18 protein-coding genes are annotated in these 23,007 nt (G+C 29.7%); 16 read left to right on the top strand and 2 right to left on the bottom strand.

Going from position 1 to position 23,007, the window contains the following annotated elements:
• Positions 1–77 precede the first annotated feature (77 nt).
• On the top strand, positions 78–944 hold the full coding sequence (locus tag D2A34_RS04090) for a Cof-type HAD-IIB family hydrolase (RefSeq protein WP_119365805.1): 867 nt from the start codon (positions 78–80) through the stop codon (positions 942–944).
• A gap of 137 nt (positions 945–1,081) precedes the next feature.
• Complete coding sequence (locus D2A34_RS04085) at positions 1,082–1,807, top strand: MurR/RpiR family transcriptional regulator (protein ID WP_079437794.1); 726 nt, start codon at positions 1,082–1,084, stop codon at positions 1,805–1,807.
• A gap of 287 nt (positions 1,808–2,094) precedes the next feature.
• Here D2A34_RS04085 and D2A34_RS04080 read toward each other — a convergent pair whose 3' ends face one another.
• On the bottom strand, positions 2,095–4,782 hold the full coding sequence (locus D2A34_RS04080; protein WP_079437795.1) for a sigma-54-dependent transcriptional regulator: 2,688 nt from the start codon (positions 4,780–4,782) through the stop codon (positions 2,095–2,097).
• A 442-nt stretch (positions 4,783–5,224) separates the two neighbouring features.
• Here D2A34_RS04080 and D2A34_RS04075 point away from each other — a divergent pair, with 442 nt between their 5' ends.
• The 14 genes from D2A34_RS04075 (at position 5,225) to D2A34_RS04010 (ending at position 21,090) form a co-directional block, all read left to right on the top strand.
• Positions 5,225–5,545, top strand: a complete 321-nt coding sequence (locus D2A34_RS04075; RefSeq protein ID WP_079437796.1) for a PTS lactose/cellobiose transporter subunit IIA — start codon at positions 5,225–5,227, stop codon at positions 5,543–5,545.
• 150 nt (positions 5,546–5,695) lie between these two features.
• Positions 5,696–6,004 carry a PTS sugar transporter subunit IIB gene (locus D2A34_RS04070; protein ID WP_119365804.1) on the top strand — a complete coding sequence of 103 codons (309 nt, stop codon included), beginning with the start codon at positions 5,696–5,698 and terminating at the stop codon, positions 6,002–6,004.
• Between the two features lie 268 nt (positions 6,005–6,272).
• Positions 6,273–7,610 (top strand): PTS sugar transporter subunit IIC, encoded by a 1,338-nt coding sequence (locus D2A34_RS04065; protein WP_079437798.1) that lies wholly within the window; start codon positions 6,273–6,275, stop codon positions 7,608–7,610.
• Positions 7,611–7,946: 336 nt separating this feature from the next.
• Entirely contained in the window at positions 7,947–9,266 is a 1,320-nt protein-coding gene (locus D2A34_RS04060) for an ABC transporter substrate-binding protein (RefSeq protein ID WP_119365803.1), read from the top strand.
• 190 nt (positions 9,267–9,456) lie between these two features.
• Positions 9,457–10,296, top strand: coding sequence for a carbohydrate ABC transporter permease (locus D2A34_RS04055; protein WP_119365961.1), 840 nt, complete (start codon positions 9,457–9,459; stop codon positions 10,294–10,296).
• Positions 10,297–10,405: 109 nt separating this feature from the next.
• Positions 10,406–11,266: a carbohydrate ABC transporter permease gene (locus D2A34_RS04050; RefSeq protein WP_182629316.1), complete on the top strand. Its 861-nt coding sequence runs from the start codon at positions 10,406–10,408 to the stop codon at positions 11,264–11,266.
• Between the two features lie 199 nt (positions 11,267–11,465).
• On the top strand, positions 11,466–12,452 hold the full coding sequence (locus D2A34_RS04045; RefSeq protein ID WP_079437800.1) for a glycosyltransferase family 2 protein: 987 nt from the start codon (positions 11,466–11,468) through the stop codon (positions 12,450–12,452).
• Positions 12,453–12,492: 40 nt separating this feature from the next.
• Positions 12,493–13,356 (top strand): LicD family protein, encoded by an 864-nt coding sequence (locus tag D2A34_RS04040; protein ID WP_119365802.1) that lies wholly within the window; start codon positions 12,493–12,495, stop codon positions 13,354–13,356.
• A 274-nt stretch (positions 13,357–13,630) separates the two neighbouring features.
• Positions 13,631–14,614 (top strand): glycosyltransferase family 2 protein, encoded by a 984-nt coding sequence (locus D2A34_RS04035; protein ID WP_119365801.1) that lies wholly within the window; start codon positions 13,631–13,633, stop codon positions 14,612–14,614.
• A 76-nt stretch (positions 14,615–14,690) separates the two neighbouring features.
• Positions 14,691–16,553, top strand: coding sequence for a polysaccharide biosynthesis protein (locus tag D2A34_RS04030; RefSeq protein ID WP_119365800.1), 1,863 nt, complete (start codon positions 14,691–14,693; stop codon positions 16,551–16,553).
• Positions 16,554–16,555: 2 nt separating this feature from the next.
• Positions 16,556–18,055 carry an O-antigen ligase family protein gene (locus tag D2A34_RS04025; protein ID WP_119365799.1) on the top strand — a complete coding sequence of 500 codons (1,500 nt, stop codon included), beginning with the start codon at positions 16,556–16,558 and terminating at the stop codon, positions 18,053–18,055.
• A 239-nt stretch (positions 18,056–18,294) separates the two neighbouring features.
• Entirely contained in the window at positions 18,295–19,578 is a 1,284-nt protein-coding gene (locus D2A34_RS04020) for an acyltransferase family protein (protein WP_207669010.1), read from the top strand.
• A 257-nt stretch (positions 19,579–19,835) separates the two neighbouring features.
• Positions 19,836–20,318 carry an RNA polymerase sigma factor gene (locus D2A34_RS04015; RefSeq protein ID WP_119365798.1) on the top strand — a complete coding sequence of 161 codons (483 nt, stop codon included), beginning with the start codon at positions 19,836–19,838 and terminating at the stop codon, positions 20,316–20,318.
• Positions 20,311–21,090, top strand: a complete 780-nt coding sequence (locus D2A34_RS04010; RefSeq protein WP_119365797.1) for a hypothetical protein — start codon at positions 20,311–20,313, stop codon at positions 21,088–21,090. The genes D2A34_RS04015 and D2A34_RS04010 overlap by 8 nt, the downstream gene beginning before the upstream one ends.
• A gap of 437 nt (positions 21,091–21,527) precedes the next feature.
• Here the strand turns inward: D2A34_RS04010 and wecB are convergent, their stop codons facing one another.
• Complete coding sequence (gene wecB, locus D2A34_RS04005) at positions 21,528–22,592, bottom strand: non-hydrolyzing UDP-N-acetylglucosamine 2-epimerase (RefSeq protein WP_079437807.1); 1,065 nt, start codon at positions 22,590–22,592, stop codon at positions 21,528–21,530.
• Between the last annotated feature and the right edge of the window lie 415 nt (positions 22,593–23,007).

Here is a 23,007-nt window from a genome sequence, read left to right as displayed (position 1 = left end):
TATAATAAAATTACATATATTTTTATTAAGGAGATGTATTTTAAAACAAGTTAGCGTAAATATGGAGGAATTAATATATGATAAAGCTTATTGCATCAGATATGGATGGGACATTACTTAATAGTAATCATGAGATACCTAAGGAAAATTTGGAGGCTATAAAAAAAGCGCAAGAAATGGGGGTTAAATTCGCAATTTCAACTGGTAGAATGTATGACGATGTTAAACCACTACTTGATGAATGCAATTTAAGATGTCAATGTATAGTTCTAAATGGTGGAGAATATATAGATGAAGATGGAAATGTCTTAGAAGGTATTTACATAGGGAAAGAGGAAGCAAGAGAAATTATAAATATGATAATTAAAGAAAAAATTGTGGCTGAAATTTATACTGATAAAGGATTATACACAGTTAATGATAAAGAAGAAGCATTAACAGAAGTTGCATATAGAATAATAGCATTTGATCCCGGAACAAGCTATGATGAGGCATTAAAAATTGCTAGAAATCATCCGCATTTTGTTAACTTAAATTATATTGAGAATATAGAGGGATTTTTAAACAGCGATGTGAAAATTGGAAAGTTTGTAGCCTTTTATAATGATGAAGAAACAACTCTTAAAGTAAAAGAAAAGCTGGAATCAATTGAGGGACTTGCTATTTCCTCAACTTTTACTAAAAACATAGAAATAAATAATAAAGAGGCGCAAAAAGGGCTTATACTGGCAAAAGTTGCGGAAAAAATGGGGATAAAAAGAGAAGAAGTTATAGTTCTTGGGGATAGTTTTAATGATTATTCTATGTTTACGGAGTTTACGGAATCATTTGCGATGAAAAATGCAATTCCACAAATAAGAGAAGCAGCTAAATATATAACTGATACGAATGATAATGCTGGAGTGGCTAAAGCCATTTATAGAGCTTTAAATATAGATAAATAACTAACTTGAATTTATGAAGCATCTCAAAATAACATTAAATTTTATTTTGGAATGCTTTTTATATACTCTTAAAAACTATGTGTAAATAAGGTATACTTAAAATAAGCAGATGTGATGAAAGAAGAGGTTTATTATTTATGTTTAGTTATGAAATTATCCAAAGTTTTAATGATATAGAATTATCACTATATAGATACATAATGAAAAATATTGGAAAGGTATCTTACATGAGGATTAGAGAGTTAGCAGACGAGGCACACGTATCAACTACAACTATTTTAAGATTTTGCAAAAAAGTTAATTGTGAAGGATACTCAGAATTTAAGATAAAGCTAAAAATGCATGTTGAGAGAAATGAATTTGAAAAAGTAAATAATGATACTTCTGTGATAGTAGATTTTTTTAAAAAATTAGATAACAGTGAATTAGATAGGAAATTAAACATACTTTGTGACAATATAAAGCAAGCTAGTAACATCATATTTATAGGAGCTGGAACTTCTGGAATCTTATGTAAATATGCGGCAAGATACTTTTCATCAATAGGTAAATTTGCCATGTATATTGATGACCCTTATTTCCCAAGAAACTCTAAGTTTTATGAAGATTCAATTATTATAGCAATATCAGTTTCGGGAGAAACTCATTCAGTTATTGATCATATAAGCAACCTAAAAAGAGAGAATAGCACAGTTGTTAGTATAACTAATACTGAGAATTGTACTATAGCAAAAATATCTGATTTAAATATTTCATATTACATACAGCAAGAAAAACTAGGAATCAGCGATATAACTACTCAAATACCTGTGTTATATATAATAGAAAGTATTGGAAAAAGGCTACATAATAAATTTATATGATAAATAAGGTAAAGGTATTGCACAATTTTCATGTGGTTCCTACATTAAAACGATATAAATTGTTTTGAAGACCATAAATTTTCGTCATTAAGGGTATTGATAAACAGAGAAATATACAAATACTTGCCTAAATATGATTCACTTTAAATTTACACTAAACAAAGAAATGGAATAGATGTTTTTGTGCAGTCTTCAAAGAACCGAAGCAAAAACATCTATTCCATTTCGTTTTTTTGTGAGTAAACTTAAAGTATCATAACACAGAAAGTATTTTTATATTTCGATTGTTATTCACCTTCATTCAATGAAGGTTCAGTATTAAGTAATAGATTCATTAAATAGCAAACTTCATCATCGGATATATCTATTTTATATTTAGCACTTATAAAAGATAAATTCTCTCTAATTATATTATATAAATTGATGTTTTCAGCTATATAACTATCTTTTTCAGGATAATTCGCTTGATTATCTTCATTTCTTAATTTACCTACAACAAATGATAAGTGAAGTACAAAACCAACAGTGTTTTCATCTGGTAGCTTAATTGAAAGTGTATCTTGTAGTGTATTTAAGAAATAGGTTACATCACGATACAGTTCAACACTATCTATATTATATATATTCTCCTTTATGATTCTTGGAATATTAATCATAGTTGTTTTAGAATCTATTGCAGCTTGTAATTCTTTTAGTACATCCATATTAAACACTTCATACATTGTATATTGTTTTAATGGCGAGTCTACAGGGAAAGATGATACAATAAATAATATCTCATTTTGCTTCTGAAGATTAATTATCTTTTGCTTAAAATATTTTTTATCTAAACAATTTAAACACACAATTTCAAAGTAATCCTTATTAATCCTAAGGTTACTAAGTAAGAAGTTCTTAATTGCAATTGCAGCACCTTCACCAGTCAGGCAAGCTGTTACTATTAAAACCTTATCTGAGTCTTCAGAAGTAGTGTTTATATTTTTATGCATTTCCACATAAGAATTTACCATTAATACATCATTATAAATTTCATCTAAAGACGACCCAATAAGTGCTTTTCTAGCAGCCTCTAATACATGAAGGGTTGAAACAAGAGAAATTACTTTAATATCAACTTGGAATTCTTTTTTTATGACATCTGCAAATGTTGTTAAAGATCCCATATCAACTAGCAATAAATAGCCAGATGAAGTTGGATTTTCTTGAATACCAATTTTTAGTTTTTCTAATACTTTTGATGGAGCAACATCTATTGGAGCATTTATTGGGATTATATAATTCTCTCCAAGCAGTTTGTTAGAAACATCAGCCATGGAAGTTGCAGTAGATTCTCCATGAGCAATTAGAATAACTTTCACCTTATCTTGAGATGTATCATTAAAGGTATTGTCTGGTATTAGAAATAGTGTTAAATATCCAGCTTCATCTATTGGAATTGATTTATTAATAGTATTTTCTATAATTTCTTTAACTTCAAGTGCAACATTAAACTCTGCAGGATAAAGATCTTTTATTTTATTCAAATTAGTGTTTATTATTATTTTGTCATTGTTTATTCTGTTAATTAGTGTGTTAATATGCAAGGCAAAAGCGGTGTATAAATTACTGTCAAACTCTACAGGGAGTTTTCGAGTTAAATGACTTACTATGCTGTCAATGCACTTTAATATATCTTCGTCAATAATAGTTAACAAGTTTTGTTTGCTTGTTTCCTCGGATACTTCTGAATTATTTTTGTTAAAATGCTTTGCTATATCCTTTTCAAGAATATTTTCAATATCAATATCTGAGATTTCTAAAGATTTTAGCTTTTCAAGTTTACTTTCTATAAAGTTATAGATTGTATTATCTCCATTATTAAATATAGTGTTTGTGTCTTCAGTGGAGCCATTGAATCTAAAATATTCAATTTCTTCGCTCATAAGTTTATTCCATAAAACTCTATGTTCTTTCTCTTTATAAAGACCTTCTTTAATATAATGAGGTAGAGCCTTACTATGGATTCTTACATCACGTCTTATATTTGTTAGAAATTCCGAATATGCTTTTGCACAAAGCAACTGAACATCACTCTTCAATTGACCTATATTATTAGGACAATCATAAGAAAGTAGTGCTCTAAGAGAGTTCAATGATACATATATTTCTTTATTTAAACGAATACTCTCATATTTAAAGAAGCTTTTAATTAAGAATAACCTTTCATCCAAAGTTCTTTCTTTTAGAGAGGGAATATTAATAACAAGAGGAATTCTTCTGGTAAAAGTGTTCAACAAAGCAGAGTTTGGATCTTCAGTTGTAGCTGAGATTATTAATACATCGGATTTTCTGGTTTCGGAATCACCGATACGTCTGAAAGTACCTGTATCTAAAAATATAAAGAGAGCTTCCTGACCTTCAGGAGGCAATCTATGAATTTCGTCTAAAAATAAAATCCCACCATTAGCTTCTTCTATTAATCCAACCTTATCTGACTCGGCTCCAGTATAAGCACCTTTTTTTACTCCAAAAAGCTGAGAAGTCAAAAGCTGAGGATTATTAGTATAATCTGCACAGTTAAACACTATAAAAGGAGAATTTTCTGTTTTTACTTTCATTTCTAAAGCATAATTGTGCATAAGAGAAGCAAACATAGACTTACCTACACCTGTCCCACCTAATATCAAACAGTTCATGCCTTTAGGTGGATATAGTATAGCAGCTTTAGCTTGTTCAACAGAATCCTTAAGTGAAACATTATTTTTAGCTAATAAATCTAATTGAGACTCATTATTTTGTATTTTGTTTTCTGAAAGAAAAAACAGTACGGGCCTGCCAATTGATTTATATAATTTACCTTCTTTGCAGAGCTCGTTTAACTCATGACTTAAATTTGCTCTAGTCATATTAACTAGCGGCGCTAGTGTTTTAGTATCTATACCTTCTGAAGAATTTAATTGTAGAAGTTTTTGATAAACTAAATCTTTTTTAGTCATTATATATCCTCCTATATAAAATTTAATTTGTAGATAACATGATAGATTAAACATTTTCATACACTATAATGAAAATTATGGAATGGGTTCATAATTATAGTAAAAAAATATAATTATAAACAAACATTATTTCTATAGTGTTTTCATACAGTTTGAAAAATATTCAAACACTATATATAATTATAAAACACTAACTGGATTAAGTAAACACATATCTTAAAATAAACAAAATATATATTTTGAGATAAATAAAAGTTATGTCTTTTTAAAAGTATTATGGTATCTATTTCGCTTGCAAGTGTTGAAATACCTAGATTTATAGAAAATAGATAAGTTTTAAACAGTAAAAAAATAAAAAAAATAAAATAATTAATAGTGTTTGGCACGGGTATTGCTATATATAATAGCATAAGGCAATAAAGCATGAATTGGAGGAGTAGAAATGGATCAATTAGAAATGGCAATAATGAATATCATAATTAATGCGGGAGATTGCAAAAATCACGCTTACATGGCACTTGGCATGGTAAACGAAGGAAAATATGAAGAGGCTGAAGAGGAAATGCAATTAGCTAATGATGCATTAGCAAAAGCACATGATTCACAAACAGAAATGCTTCAAAAAGAAGCTGCGGGAGAAAAAGTAGAATTATCAATATTGTTTGTTCATGCACAAGATCATTTAATGACATCAATAACAGAAAAGAATTTAATCGAACAAATTATTGAGTTAAGAAAAGTTGTAAACACTTTAGTTAAATAATACTTAAAAAACTATAAGAATTATTCAAGACAAACTACACCAGTAAATGTTATGAAAACACTAATACGATAAATATATTTTTAAAATAAACACAAAATTATAAATATATATTCAAATTATGTAATTAAAATTAATAAGGAGGACAAAGATATGGTTACAATCAAATTATTCTGCGCATCAGGAATGTCAACAAGCGTTTTAGTTAATAAGATGAAGGAAGCAGCTAAAGCTAAGGGGGTAGATGCAGAAATTATAGCATTTCCAGAAGCTCAAATGGATAAACATTTAGATAGTATGGATGTTGCCTTACTTGGACCACAAGTTGGATATACTTTAGGAAAGGCAAAGAAACTTTGTGATCCAAAAGGAATTCCAGTAGAAGTAATTCCAATGGTTGATTATGGAATGATGAATGGAGCTAAGGTTTTAGATTTGGCATTAAACTTAATTAAAAAGTAGAAACACTTGTTGTTTTATATACTATAGAATCAACATGATAATCCTAAAGCTTTTATAATAACAGATGTTTAATAAAATTTTTTGATGATAAGAAAAACATTAAATTATAGTAATAGAACATGTGTTATATAAAAGTAGATCAGAAGAAAAGGATTACTTTATTAAAATTATAATTAATAACTAAACTTAAAGCGGTAATAATAGCAAATTTTTATTTGTAATTATTCATATTATAATCAGATTTTAATTTTTAAGGGGGAATTTTATTATGTCAATGAGTCAAACGTTGAACGAAAAAGTAATACCAGTAGTTATGAAATTCGTTAATCTTAAAGGGATTCAAGCATTAAAAGATGGTGTTTTATACACAATGCCATTACAAATAATAGGATCTTTGTTCCTATTAATAGCTTGCTTTCCAGTAAAAGCATTTACTGATTTTATGACTGCTACATTTGGAGCGGGATGGACTGATCCATTATTTAAAATTCAAGGTAATACAATGAATATTATGGCACTTGTTTCTGTTATTTCGATTGCTTATGTTTATGCAAAGAATGAGGGCTTTGAGCCTTTATCAGCTGGAGTAATGTCATTATCTGTATTCTTAATTACAACTTCTGATAGCGTTGCATTTACTCCAGAAGGAACAAAAGACGTATTCCAAGTTGGTGGCGTTATTCCAAAAGGTTGGACTGGCGGTCAAGGTATGGTTACTGCAATTATAATTGGTTTAGTTGTTGGTGCTACTTATTCATGGTTCATGAGTAAAGACATCAGAATTAAGATGCCTGAAGGTGTTCCAGCTGGTGTAGTTTCAGCATTCTCAGCCTTGATTCCAGCAGCAGTGATGTTTACAGCAGCAGGAATTATTTATGCGGCACTAAAATGGGGATTAAATACAACATTTGTTGAATTAATTTACAAAGTTATTCAAACACCACTACAAGGTGTATCAGATTCACTAGGCGGAGTTATAGTTATAGCATTCTGTATTCCATTCTTATGGTGGTTTGGTGTTCACGGTGCAACTATTATGTCTGGTATAGTTGGAAGCTTATTAGGAGCAAATATGTTAGCTAATGCAGAACTTCAAAAAGCAGGAACTTTAGATCTTGCACATGGAGCTCATATAGTAACTTCTCAATTCTATGATAACTTTATCAATATGGCAGGTTCTGGACATACTCTTGGTTTTGTTCTTTGTATGTTATTGTTTGCAAAATCAGCACAATTTAGACAATTAGGTAAATTAGCAGTAACACCAAACTTATTCAATATAAATGAACCAGTTTTATTTGGTACTCCAGTAGTAATGAATCCAATCATGGCTGTACCATTCATAGCTTGTCCAATAATAACAGCAGTATTAATGTATCTTGCAATTGCAAGTGGATTACTTGCACCAATGGGAGGAGTAACTCCACCTTGGACAGTTCCACCAATTATCTCAGGTCTATTAATAGGTGGTATTCCATATGCATTAGCACAATTGGTTATATTAGCAATAGATACAGCTATATATCTTCCATTCTTTAAGAAAGCAGATGCTATGGCTTATGCTGATGAATTAGCTGCTCAACAATCACATGGTGTTGAAGCTTAATAAAATTAATTAGCCCTTTTATTAACAATTTAAAAATATATAAACTGAATATTTCGATGAATTAGAAAAAGACTTGGCATTTATATAGATGCTAAGTCTTTTTCCTTTTTTGGGATTTTTATCATTATTTTTAATGAACATATTGAGTTGAACATAGAACAGTGTTAAACTAAAATTGTTCATAAAATGAACTTAATGAAATTCCAATGAAAGGAAAAGTAAAAATAAGTACATAAAGAATATTTTTAATTAAGTGTATAACTAATTTGATAAAGAGTTTGATTTTGCTACTTATAGTATATTTCAAATTGAATAATAAATTATGGGGGTAATTTAATGAATAATATTATTAAAAAGATTTTTTCCGTTGGTTTAGTTTTAATGATATCAGGAAGCCTAATATCTTGTGGAGGAGTGAGTAAAAGAGAAGTAAAGAAAACTGCTAATGGAAAGGTTGAAGTTGAATATTGGTATGGTCTTGGGGGGAAACTTGATGAAAATATGCAAAAAATAATTGCTGATTTTAATAAATCTCAAGATAAGTATGAAGTTAAGGGAGTAGCACAAGAAGATTACAAGACTACATTTAAGAATTTACAAGCTGGAATAGTAGCTAAGAAAAGTCCAGCACTTGCTTTATTAGAAGGCGATAAAGTTTATATGCTTGCTAATAAAGGGTTATTAACAAATATAAATGATTATACAAGTAAAGATACAGATTTTAAAGAAGAAAACTATTTAGAATCATTTTTAGAAACTGGGAAAAAAGACGGTAAGCTATATGCATTCCCTATATATGGTACAACACAACTTTTATACTATAATAAGCAGGCCTTTAAAGATGCAGGAATTACTGAAGAATCATTGAAAACATGGACAGGAGTCGCAGAAGCAGCTAAGAAACTTACTAAAAAAGATGGAACAGAAGTTTCATACTATGGATGGGAACCTATGTGGGGTGAAGATAATTTAATTGATGCTGCCTTAAGCAATGGTGGAAAAATATTAAGTGATGACGGAAAACAAGTACTAATTAATTCAGAGGAATGGGTTGAGTCTTGGGATAGCTTTAGAAAGTGGATTCATGAAGATAAAATTATGAGAATTCATTCAGGTGGACAAGGTTGGGAATATTGGTATGCAACAGTTGATGATGCTATGAAGGATAAGGCAGCTGGATATACTGGGTCATCAGGAGATCAAGGGGATCTTGATTTTAATAAATTAGGTGCATATGAGCAGCCAGCGTTTAAAGAAGGTAAGCAAGCAAAACCAATTGCAGAAGCAAGACTTTTAGCTATTCCAAGTGGAGTTAGTGATGAAGAAAAACAAGGTGCATATGAATTTATTAAATATTTTACATCAGTAAAGGTTAGTGCTGAATGGGCAATAGATTCTGGATATATTTCAGTAAATAAAGGTAGTGCATCTACACCAGAATTTATAGATTATGTAAAGAAAAATCCTCAAGCAGCAGTTCCAGCCACTCAAGCAACTCATGCTACAAAAGTATTTATAGATCCTACAGATGGAAAAATTATTGATGCACTTAAAAATGCAGCTGATAAAGTGGAAATAGAAAATGTACCTGCTAAAGAAGCTTTAGATGAAGCTCAAAAAATTGCACAAGAAGCACTTAACTCAGTTAACAAGTAACGCTTAGAAGTTAACAGTTAAGGAACAAAACCCAAAGGGATTTTGAAGAGAATTTTAGAATTCTTATTATGAAAAGCCTTTAAGGCTTTTCATACACAATTGTTAACTGTTAATTGAATAAGGGGGTGTGACATCGGTGGAGATTAAGAGTAGTATTAAGAGAAAAATTAATAAAAACTTATGTGTATTAATGTTTATTTTACCAGCTGTAATTCCACTTGGAGTATTTTGGATATGGCCAATGATAAAAGCTATTTTTATGAGTTTTACTGACTGGGATTATATGAGTTCAACTTATAATATGGTTGGTTCTAATAATTATATAGCTTTGTTTGCAGATAAAGCATTTTATAGTGCATTAAAAAATACATTTGTATTTACTATGGGAACCTTAGTGCCAACAATAGTTGGAGGGCTGGTTATTGCCATGGTATTGAAAAATAATATTAAAGGGTCTGCTTTATATAAAGCTATAATATTTTCTCCATGGATTACGCCAACAGTAGCTATATCTATAGTGTGGAGTTGGATTTTTGAACCTAAATATGGTTTTGCTAATTATATATTACAATTCTTAAATTTGCCGGAATTACAATGGTTGCAGAGTTCAGATACAGCAATGATATCTGTTATAATTGTTACGGTTTGGAAAGGCTTTGGCTGGGCTATGGTATTTTATTTAACAGCTTTAGAAAAGGTACCAAGCCATTTATATGAAGCGGCAGCGATTGATGGAGCTAATAATTGGAATAAGTTTGTAAGTATAACTCTACCACTTATATCACCAACTACATTTTTCTTAAGTATAATAACAACAATTAATTCACTTCAAGCCTATGATCAAATTCAGGTTTTGACGCAAGGGGGGCCAGCAGGAAGTACAAGAACTATACTATATATGTACTATCAAACTGCTTTTGAAAATTTTAATATGGGTCAGGCAACTGCTATGGCAACTGTGATATTAATTATAATAGCTATGCTTGCAGGAATTCAATTTATTGCTTCAAAGAAATGGGTTCATTATTAAATTTAATAGAATAATAAGTAGAAAATATTTATTTAGATTTAAAGAGAGGGAATATAAAGTAGTGGATATAAATGTTAAAAAGAATCTTGAAGAAATAGAAGATTTAGAGATGAATTTAGAAATTATAAATAAACCAAGTGCATCAGAGATTATAGCAAATGGTATAAGACATTGTATATTAATTGGTATAAGTATTATTACATTTTTCCCTTTTCTATGGATGATAAGCAGTGCACTAAAAACAAAGGATGAAGTATTTAATTTTCCTCCAGTATTAATTCCAGCAGTACCGCAATGGAATAATTTTATACAGGTATTTAAAGAAGCACCTTTTGCAGTATATCTTGGAAATAGCTTTTTTGTTGCATCTATAGAGGTTATATTTCAGATTATAAGTGCAGCTATGATTGCATATGCTTTAACTCAATTCAAATTTAAAGGCAAGAAAATTTTATTTGCAGTAGTAATGGGGACATATATGCTGCCTTCAGCAGTAACATATGTTCCATGTTACATGATACTTGCAGATATAAATTTAATTGATACATTAACTGGACTTATAATAAGCAATTTAGCAAATGTATTTGGAATATTCTTAATAAGACAGGCATTTATGCAAATAGATAGAAGTTTAGTAGAAGCAGCAAGAATGGATGGTGCCTCTCACTTGAAAATATTATTAAAGATTATGTTCCCATTAACGAAACCAACTTTTATAACATTTGGATTGATTAGTTTTGTAACATATTATAATGAATATATGTATCCATCTCTAATAACTAAAAGTCCAGAAAAGTTTTTAGTTTCAGCGGGGCTTAGGCAGTTTTTTATACAAGGAGGAGCCTATGGAATAAAGTGGCCAGAGATAATGGCTGCAAGCACACTTACTGTATTGCCTCTATTAATTTTATTTTTAATTGCCCAGAAGTGGTTTATGCAAGGTGTGAATGATAGTGGTGTAAAAGGATAGATAAATAGAAAATAATTTGAATAATATATAAACTGTCTTAAATTTAGATGAATTTCTAAGGAGAGACAGTTTTTTTGTGGTATAATTAAACAAGGATTTATTGTATTAATATGTATTATAAAATAATAAGCCAATATGTTTAATTATTTGGTATATTATTTTATTTGATGTGCGCATAATTTGAAAGGAATGACTAAATATGGATTTTAAGGTTAGTGTTATTGTTCCGGTTTATAAGGTTAGAGACAGAATTTTAAGAACATTAGATTGTTTAAAAGCACAAACCCTTAAAGAATTTGAAGTTTTATTTATTGATGATGGATCTCCAGATGATAGTAGTGAGTTCGCTAATAATTATTTGAAAGACTCACATGTTATCTATAAGATAATAAAAAAGGAAAATGGTGGGGTCAGTTCAGCTCGAAATTTAGGAATTGAGAAGGCAAAAGGTGAATATATTCAATTCTTAGATTCAGATGATTATATAGATAAAGATATGCTTAAGGATTTGTATAATGCAGCAGATAAGACAAATAGTGATGTCGTTTATTCTGGGTATGTGTTTGAAGAAAGTAACAGAAAAGAAATTTCTAATAATATAGATAGCTTAAAAAATGGTGAATTTACTGGAAAAGAATCTGCTCTTGGGCTCATATATGGGATTTCACATACTCATATAATGGCTAATTTATTTAAACGTTCACTTTTGATGGAGAAAAATATAAGGTTTGATGAAAATAGAAAATTTGCAGAAGATATAGCTTTTGAGATTAAAGCTTATGCTCATGCTAGAAAAGTATGCTGTGTAAAAAAAATATATTCACATTATGTTAAATGGGGAGAATCTGTTACAAATAATGTGTCTCTAAATTTTTTAGATATCTACTATTCTAACATTGAAACTTTAGATTACCTAAAGGTTCGGATTAAGGATAAAGATTTAGAAAAAGCAATGATTCAAAGCAGAATACCAGCGGCGATAGTTAATATAGTTGCTGCATTTGCAAGTAAAAAAGAATTACGTGAAGAAATGTATAGATTTATTAAAGATCAAAATGTGAGAAATGATTTGAGTAAATATAAAATGTATAGATTAGAAAAGGATAGATTAAAGTACTTTATTTTAAGTAAAATGATTTTATTTAAACCAAGTATGATTGAAAAGTATTATGGAAAGAGATCTTAACCTAATTTAAAGGTATTGATAAATGAAAGGAATTTAGGTAATGAATAAAGATAATTGTACATATAAAAGAGAAGATTATGAAGATTTATCTTTGAGAGATGCTCAAATGATTATGGTTGATATTTTAGAAGAAGTTCATAAATTATGTGAAAAGCATGAACTCAAATATTTCCTTGATGCGGGAACGTTGATAGGAGCCGTTAGGCATAAAGGATTTATTCCTTGGGATGATGATGTTGATATTGGTATGCTAAGGGAAGATTTTAATAAGTTTTTAGAAATAGCTAAAAAGGAACTTCCAAAACATTTATTTCTGCAGACTTTTGAAACTGATGAGTATTATGATGTTTATCCTGTGCCATGTAAGATTAGGTATAATGATACAATGTTTCTAGAAGAAGGCGCAAAAGAAAACTATGAAATGCATAATGGTGTTTACATAGATATATTTCCTTATGACAGCTTGCCTAAACATAATTTTATATACAAGATTCAGAGAGCACTTAGCTTTAATATCTTAAAGAGTTATAAAAGACTTAGAGATATACCAGAGAAACTAAGCTTTAAAAATAAGATAACTTTCTCTTTTTATAAATTAGTTGTTAAGATGTTTCCTAATAAAAGAAGGTTGAAATTTTTTGAGTTTTTAGTTAAGTGGAATGATTCAAAGTCAGAATACATGGGATATGGTGTGGATACTTACTGGAGCGAATATGTATATAAAAAGTCTGATTACTTTGATCTGGCTAAGTTAGAGTTTGAAGGAAAGTTTTTTTATGCGCCAAAAAATTATCATGCCATTTTAACTCAGTTATATGGTGATTATATGACAATGCCAAAAGAGGAAGAGAGAGTATGGCATGCAAAAGAAATTAAAAAGCTAAAGGTGAAAAAAGTTATATAATCAAATAATTATTTCCTGAAAATTATTTAAAGGACTTGTAAGAAAACATAAAGTAATTCAATCAATGGTTATAAATATGAATTTTTGCTTAAGAAAAATGACTAATTATTGCATATAGCAAGCAATGTTAGTATAATTCAAAGAGAATATATATTTTAATTATTAGCAAATGAAATAGTGTTTAGAATTTGTTTAGATATTATTTTTTTAAGTGTGTTATCATTAAGTGTAAATGGCTAGACATCAGATAAAATTAGTAAAGGTAGTGAAAGAATTGGTAAATGTATCTATAATTACTCCTGTTTATAATGTGGAAAGATGCATTGAGAAGACAATAAGTTCAATTATAAATCAGAGTTCTAAAGATTTTGAATTTTTACTTATAGACGATGGTTCTGAAGATCTAAGTATTCAAATAGCAGAAAACTTACTTATAAACTCAGATGTAAATTATAGAATTATAAAACAAATAAATGGTGGAGTCAGTGTTGCAAGAAATAAGGGAATAGATGAAGCAAGGGGAGAATATATTTGCTTTTTAGATTCTGATGATTATATTCATGAAGATTATATTAAGCTTATGTATGAGAAAGCATCATCTTGCAATTGTGATTTGGTTTTTTGCGATTATGTTCAAGTTGATTCTAAAGATAAGATACTGGTTGAAAGTACCACTAGATTTTTAGAAAGCTACGTAAGTGGAAAAGAAGGTGCATTAAAACAGTTAAATTGTGATATTACTATTGGAATGGGAAGTGCATTATATAGAACTTCCATAATAAAAGAAAATAAATTATATTTTGACAGCAGTAGAAAATATGCTGAAGATGTTGTGTTTACAGTTAAAGCATTACTTAAGATGAATAAAATTATGTCTCTTAATGAAGCTTTAATGTTTTATGTAAGATGGGATTCGTCAGTCACTAATTCAGTTTCTTTGAGACATCTTGATTGCTATTACTCATATGTCGATTTATTGAAGTATTTAGATTCACAGGGTGAAGTTAAAGAAATAAAGAAATTTTTAGTTGAATATAAAATTCCATATGCAATTTCTCATGTTTTTTCTGTTTTATCAAAAGATAAGAGTTTTCATGAGCAGCTTTTTAATTTTTTAGGTAAGAATGATGTTAAAAATTATTTGAGGGCTTATAAAATTCAAAAAATTAATAAAAATTACATTAGATATCTAGTTCAATGTAAGGGAATACTATATTTTCCAAATATTTTATTTAGGATTTTTAGTAACAGAGTTTAAGATTTTAGTAAGGCACATTAGACTTGTTATTTTCTTTCATGTGCCTAAAATCTTTCCAGATTGGAGGAAAGTTATATTGAGAAGTTGGAAGACATTAATGATTATGTTAATTGATTTATTTATGGTTAATATGGCATACCTTTTTTCCATAAATATAACGCAAAGCGGTGCATTCACAGAAATAGCAAAGATATATACTCATGATTGTATAGCTTTGAGTTTAATTTATTTAATATGTTTCTATTTATTTAAAATGTATGAAAGTCTATGGCATCTAACAGGTACAGATGAATTCTTGTTAGGTGTGGGAGGAAATATTTTAGCAGGTGTATTATCGATTGGATATACTAGAATACTAGGAAATACTATTCCTTTAAACGTTTCTGTAGTAGGAATACTTTTAAGCATTTTCTTTGTATTAGGATATAGAATTCTTTATAGAGTTTATAGAAGAACGCTTTTGTACATACCATTTAAGTATTCATCAGATCAAAGGAGAGTAATGATAGTTGGGGCAGGTTCTGCTGGAACTATGATTATTAATGAGATGATGGCTAGAAGAGAACTAAAATACAATCCTATAGTTCTTATAGATGATGATAAGAATAAGCTTGGAAAGAGGATATCAGGTGTTAAGATTGAAGGTAACAGACATGATATACCATTTATTGCAGGGGAGCAGGAAATTGATTTAATTGTAATTGCTATTCCATCTCTTGATGCAAAAAACAAGGCTGAAATAATTGAAATCTGTAAAAATACTAACTGTAAACTGCAAATAATACCTGGAATGTATGAAATATTAAGTGGAGATGCAACTGTTAGTAGAATTAAGGATGTAGATTTAGAAGATTTACTTGGAAGAGATCCTATTCAATTAGATAATAAGGGGATTTCAGATTACATAGAAGGAAAAATTATATTAGTTACTGGGGGAGGAGGCTCTATTGGTTCTGAACTTTGCAGGCAGATAGCAGTATACAATCCTAAAAGGCTGATAATATTCGATATTTATGAGAATAATGTATATGATATTCAAAATGAACTTAGGGAAGAGTTTCCAGACATTAACCTTACTGTATTAATAGGATCAGTTAGAGATAGAAAAAGACTACATGAGATATTTACTAGATATAAGGTTAATGTAGTATTCCATGCTGCAGCGCATAAACATGTACCTTTAATGGAAGATAGTCCTAAGGAAGCTATTAAAAATAATGTATTTGGAACACTGAATTTAGCACTAGAGGCTAGTGAAGCCGGAGTTGAGAGATTTGTTATGATCTCAACAGATAAAGCTGTCAATCCAACCAATATTATGGGAGCAACAAAGAGATTGTGCGAAATGATAATCCAGGCTATGGATAAGCAATCTAAAACAGAGTTTGTTGCAGTTAGATTTGGTAACGTACTTGGTAGTAATGGTTCAGTAATACCACTATTTAAGAGACAAATTGCTAATGGTGGGCCTGTAACTGTAACGCATAAGAAAATTATTAGATATTTTATGCTGATTCCAGAAGCAGCTCAATTAGTGCTTCAAGCAGGTGAATTTGCAAAAGGTGGAGAAATATTCGTTTTAGATATGGGAAAACCAGTTAAGATTTATGACTTGGCATGTGATTTAATAAAGCTTTCAGGTCTTGAACCAAATAAAGATATAAAGATTGTATTTACTGGACTTAGACCAGGAGAAAAATTATTTGAAGAACTTTTAATGAGTGAAGAAGGTTTAGAAAACACAGTTCATAATAAGATATATGTAGGAAAACCTACTTTTGAAGATATGCACAGCTTAACAACTAAACTTGAACAACTACAAAATTTATTAGAGCTTAATGATATAGGGGAAATTAAGCACCAAATGCAAAAAATTGTGCCAACATATCATTATAAGAATCAAGATGAAGTGGCGGCAGAGAATGCAGATAAGGAGTAGTCATGACGAAAGAAGACATAATTAGAAACAGTGTTTTGGCAATAGTATTTGCTATCAGCGGATTTATAGGGATAGCAAGTGGAAATTATTTAATAACTGCGATGTATATATTGACGGTGGCAGGAGCAGTAATTTTTGTACTTAGAGAAAAAGATTTATACAGCATACTCTATGCTGTACTTCTTGTATCTGCATTTTATGACTATTCTTTATACGTTCCCGGGATTGAGAATGTATATATGTTTCATATAGTTTTAGGTGTTTTTTCACTTTTGTCATTATACAAAGCATTTAAGGATAGAGATGTCTTAATGACATTAGATAAAAAGGTTTTGGCAATATATGTGATTTGGTTTGTTTATGCATGTGCTAGTATCACATGGGCTTTAAACAGGAGTTTATCTATTAAATATATAGCAATATATTTAATGATGTTTGCATTTATTGTTGATATGATGATTTATAACATAAATGGCGAGAGAATCAAGAAGACGATTAATCTATTACTATTTTTAATTTCCCTGGTAATTATTATTGGAATAGTAGAGGTTCTTTTAGGGCAACAGTTACCTATAAAGCACTACTATGACAGTTTCAGAGAGAGTTTGCCACAATGGCAGATTAACACTGTTGAAGCAAGACCAATAGCATTTTCCTTTAATACGAATAACTTGACAGCTACATTAGCAATAATGGCACCAATTTCTTTATTTGCAATTTACAAGTTCGAGAATATATTTGCAAAATTGTGGTTTACATTGGTCTCGTGTATTGCGTTCTCATTAGTTGTTGTAACTACATCAAGGACAGGTTTTTTTGCATTTTTATTTGGATTTGCAGTGTTTATAATTTACTCAATATTAAGTGTAAAAAAACTGGGGATAAGGCAAATGATTTTTCCAATTATATTAGTGGCAGGATTTGCATTAGCGTATAATTATAGTACTTTACTATTACATATAAAGCCAGTAGAGGGCAATGAAAATCTATCAACTAGTTTATCAGGTAAACTACAATCGTTAGAAGGATTTACTGAAGGAGAAATAACTTCAGAAGGGTCTACATTGCATAGAATGGAAATTATAAAGACTGTAGTAAATGGTGTAATAAAAGATAAGAAATATCAAGGTTATAGTGTTGGTAATGTGGAGCAGCTTTTAAAAGAGAGAGGAAATACTGGATCAATATATAGTCCACATGCTTATCCAATTGAAATACTAGGTGATTTTGGATTGCCTGGTATAGCGTTATACGGAATATACTATTTGTATCTTCTTATAGGAAATTTAATTACAGGAATAAAGAAAAAGAGCGTTATGTGTTTTGCAGCAGTTGCCGGATTAATAGCATTTGCACCTGCAAGTTTTGGTCCTAGTTCGATTACATATGTCTTCTCGCATTGGATATTGATGGGATTTGCAGTGTCTTGTATGCAGGCATATAGAAAAGAAGGTAACGGATTTAAACCAACATCATCAATGAAAGAATATAGAATGATATAGATGCATAGTATTAGTTTTTAATAGTTAGAATGACAAAATACCGTATTATCCACGAGGATGTGATTTTCCTTAAAGTAAGACTTTAAAGGGATTCATATTATAAATGGATTTGCGGTATTTTTTATATTAATTTCGATTCAATTTATGTAATCTCATTTAGGATAATGTGGTATAATTACAAATGATTAGTGAATTTTAATAAGAGGGGAATTCAATAAAGAAGGGTGAAGAAATTTACTATGAAAAATTATATTAAAGTTAAGAATACTAAAGAATCGAAAATGAAAGTGGAATCAGGAGAAAGATTAATTGGCGCTGATGGATTGCGTGCTATTGCATGCTTATCAGTAATCATTCACCATTTATCTCAACAGTTAATTCCAAATAATCAGCCAAAAATAATTCAAGAACTTCAGAAATTTGGAATCATGGGGAATACAGGTGTAAGTATTTTCTTTATCTTAAGTGGCTTTTTACTTTCTTATCCTTTTTGGAGAAGTTATCTCAATAATTCCAATTACCCAAGCCTTAAAGCGTACTCATTGAGACGTGCAGCACGTATAATTCCTGGATATTATATTGCCATAGCCGTATCAGCATATATTATTATCGCGAATAATGTGACTGCTCAATATTTTTGGATGCGTGTAATTGCCGGAGTGACCTTTACATCCTGCTTTAATTATAAAACTTTCTTTCCATCAGAAATAAATGGTCCTTTATGGTCCATTAGTTTTGAAGTTTTTTGCTATTTTTTAATGCCTATATTTATGTATGGATTATTTAGGATTTATGGGAAAAAGAGAACGTTTTTCAAGGCATTTTCTTATTGGATGGGAGCTTTAGCCATTATTGTAGTTTTAAATAGATTTGTTCACTTACTATTTACTCCAGATAATGTAGAACGTGGATGGCAATATGGAATTGTTGGAGGAGCAAAATACTGGATGCCGAATTATAATCCAATAGCTCTATTTGGACATTTTTACTTTGGAATAATGGCTGCTGGTATCACAAATGCTTTATATAAATATTCTAATAAAATAGAAAAATATAAACAATCATATATATTTGACATAATTGGAATCATGGCTTTAGTAGTTGCGTTTATATTTCTTTGGGTCATGAGGGATAAACCTGAGTTTTCTTTCAGTATTCAGAATCAACCATACTTTTACCCTTTCTATCAAATACTAATAGCTGGAGCTTTAGCAATATTACCTCACACTAAATTTGTGGGAGGAATTGTTGATAATATATTTTTCCGCTATACAGCGAAGGTATCTTTCGGACTTTATCTTTGGCACTATATCTATATTACAATAGTCAAGAGTGTATTTATGAATACAAATGGTATGCCAATTACTAGTTTGGAGAAATGGGGCACTATGTCAATAATGGTACTTCTTATGTCTTATATCACGGCAACTATATCTTATAAATTTATTGAAATGCCAGTTGTAAATTTTGCCAATAGAAGAATATTGATGGCTAGAAGCCAAAATAATAATATGTCTGCTTAATTCTTAGATGGAATTCTCATTATAAGCGAATCATAAAGCGGCTTATGTCAATAATATATTAGTGAGTTAGGAATTTTTATTTTCAATTATTAAAGTAGGTATGCGCTATTATAGGTGCATACCATTTTATTTTTAGATTGTATATATATTCATAGAGATATTGGTTTTACTATAATTAGAATAAAAAAATAAAATTTGTATTTGCAATGCAGTATTTTATTATTATATAGGGTATTAGTTATGAAGGGAGTTTGGGTATGTGCAATGAATTATTATTAACAGATGATGAAGTCTTAACTAAATATTCGGATATGGTATATAAACTTGCATTGTCACGAACTAGGAATATAGCTAATGCAGAGGATGTATTTCAAGAAGTTTTCTTAAGATATGTAAAAGTTAAAAACACATTTAGAAGTAACGAACATATTAAAGCTTGGCTTATAAGAGTGACTATTAATTGTAGTAAAAAAATTTGGAGTTCTGCTTGGTTTCGCCATACAGTTTCATTAGAAGAAAATATACAGTTCACAAGTGAAGAAAAAAGTTATGTATATTATGCTGTAATAAAATTACCTTTAAAATATAGGACAGTAATTCACTTATATTATTATGAAGACATGTCTATTAGAGAGATTAGTAAGGTATTGAATAAAAAAGAATCTACAATTACTTCGCAATTGTGCAGAGCGAGAAAGAATTTAAAGGAGCTTTTAAAAGGAGAATATTGCTATGATTAAAAAAATATATACTGAAAGTTGTGATGAAATACCAATAAAATCTGAACTTATAAAAGAGACCTTAATTAAAATGCAAAAAGATCAAGTATTATTATTTAGCTATACAAAATATTTACAATATGTAGGAGTTATTTCTGTAATAGGATTATTAATATTAGCAATATTAATATCGCCTAATTTATTTGGAAATAAGAATACATTTACTGTAACTGCGTATGCCAATGAAAGTGCCGAGTCAGAATATCAAAGTGTTAATATAACAAAAAGGGAAAGCCCAAAAATAAAATTAAAGAATGAATTTGATATGGCAGAGACTAGCAACGTTGATGAATATTGGAATGTATATACTGATTTAAGATTTAAGTGTGAAGGGGAAAATATAGAGACTATAACTCTTTCTACAGATAAGGGTGAGTTTATTAATAAAATAGCATTATCAAAAGATGATAATATAGATGGAACAGGCACTAAACAAGCAATGTGGCCTATTGACAAAGATGGTAGTGTTGGGGAGGGAACTGGATATATTCCACTAGGAAAAAGCTATACAGTTTCATATTCAGAGCAAAATAACAAACAGTATGGATTTGAATTTAAGATTAAGAAATCGAAACAACAGTTAGATAACAGTAAGGGAGAGGATATATATAATATGGCGCAGAAATCAAAAAATACTATTAGTATTATAGCAACATTCTCTGATGGGACTAAGCTGTCAAAGAAGGTAGAACTTACAATAGATGGGCAGAACCTATATTTTATTGAAAAATAATTATATGTGAAATACTTAAAGTGAAGCTATGAAGAACCTTACATTAAGATATTCCAGCAGCCTATTTTTCAATGTTAGCTTCACATATATGTATTCTATTTTTTGCCTTGGTATCACTTTAGGCATTTTACAATAGTTGGTATAGATAAGCAAGAAGATATATCTGTATCAAAAATTGCAAATATACTTGATTAAGCGTAATGTTACCACATAAATATAGCCTTACTTTAGGTTTACAGTTAAACAAAGAAATGGAATATATGTTTTTACGAAGCGTTCATTTAGAAGAATTTGCTGTCTATGATTCTTAGAATCATCCAGCAAGTTCTTCAAGGAACCGGAGTAAACACATATATTCCATTTCGATTATTTAGCTGTAAACTTAAAACATCCTCTCAACGCAAGTATTTTTATTTTTTAAGTTCTAGGAAATATCTTTATTTTAAGTACGCTTCAATGATGTCTGTGATTATTGAAGAAGAATCTCCATTTCCGAAAGCAGAAGCTGGAGTACCAGTTGGATTGAAGTTTTCTATGGCATGCATAATCTTATTTGAATCACTTCCTACTATAACATTCCATCCATTATTGACAGTTTCAACCCATTCAGTTTCATCTCTCATAGTTATACATGGTTTCTTCAAGAAGTAAGCTTCTTTTTGAACTCCGCCGCTATCTGTAACTATTTTTAGAGAATTTTCTTGTAGTGAAAGCATATCTAAATACCCGACAGGATCTATGATATTAATATTTTCTCCAACGTGTAAGTTATATTCTTCAATAAATTTTTTTGTTCTTGGGTGAAGAGGAAGTAAAATTCTTTTTCCAGAATTACTTAGAGCGTTTATTATTGAAGTTAATCGTTCTATGCTATTTGTATTTTCAGCACGATGTATTGTTGAAAGTATATAGCTGTTAGGAGCCATATCTAGTTTTTCGAGAATAGTCGATACTTGTTTAGCTCTCTTCTTGAAAAGATTAACAGCATCATACATAACATCCCCAACATTGTGAACACCTTTGGTGATATTTTCATTTTTTAAGTTATTGACAGCAGTTAATGTTGGTGTAAATAATAAATCAGAAATATGATCGGTTAATATTCTATTTTGTTCTTCAGGCATAGCCTTGTTGAAGCTTCTAAGTCCTGCTTCTACGTGAGCAACAGGAATAAGCAACTTACTAGCACAAAGACTTCCAGCAAGAGTTGAATTTGTATCTCCATAAACTAAAACTATATCTGGTTTTTCTTTTAAATATATTTCTTCAAGAGCTATCAACATACTGCCAGTTTGATGGCCATGATTTGATGAACCAGTGCTTAGGTTATAGTCAGGCTTTGGAATCCCAAGCTCTTCAAAAAATATATCAGACATGTTATTGTCATAATGTTGTCCTGTATGTACTAAAATTTCACTATTTTCATTTCTTCTAATCTTGTTTGATACTGTTGCAGCTTTAATAAACTGTGGTCTAGCTCCTATAACAGTTAGTACCTTCATGTACTATTCCTCCTTAAATTTGAAAAAGTTATTAAACTAATTATATTACTTATTTTGTATACCTTTAAGCATTTGGCTAGGATACAGTATTATTTTAGCATATTATATGTATTAATCATACACCTGTAATTTATATGTAATAATCAATCTAGCAGCTATAAAATTTGAAGAACGTCTCTTTCCTGCTTTGTACTAACTGACAAGGTAAACAAGGGTCAAAATAATAGATAAATATTGAACTTGAGGAAGTATGAAAAAACAAACTTAGAGGAAACTTCAATTTTATCTTTTAAAAAGAAATCCGACTCACTACGTTCGCTGGATAAGTGATTCACACCAAATCAGAGATTTGGGTTCTCAACTTAAGGAAACTCGACTCACGTTCGTTCGCTGAGTAAGTTCGGTTACCAAAATC

This window comes from Clostridium chromiireducens, from assembly GCF_003575225.1.
Classification (GTDB): domain Bacteria; phylum Bacillota; class Clostridia; order Clostridiales; family Clostridiaceae; genus Clostridium; species Clostridium chromiireducens.
This window is presented reverse-complemented; position numbering and strand designations above follow the sequence as displayed.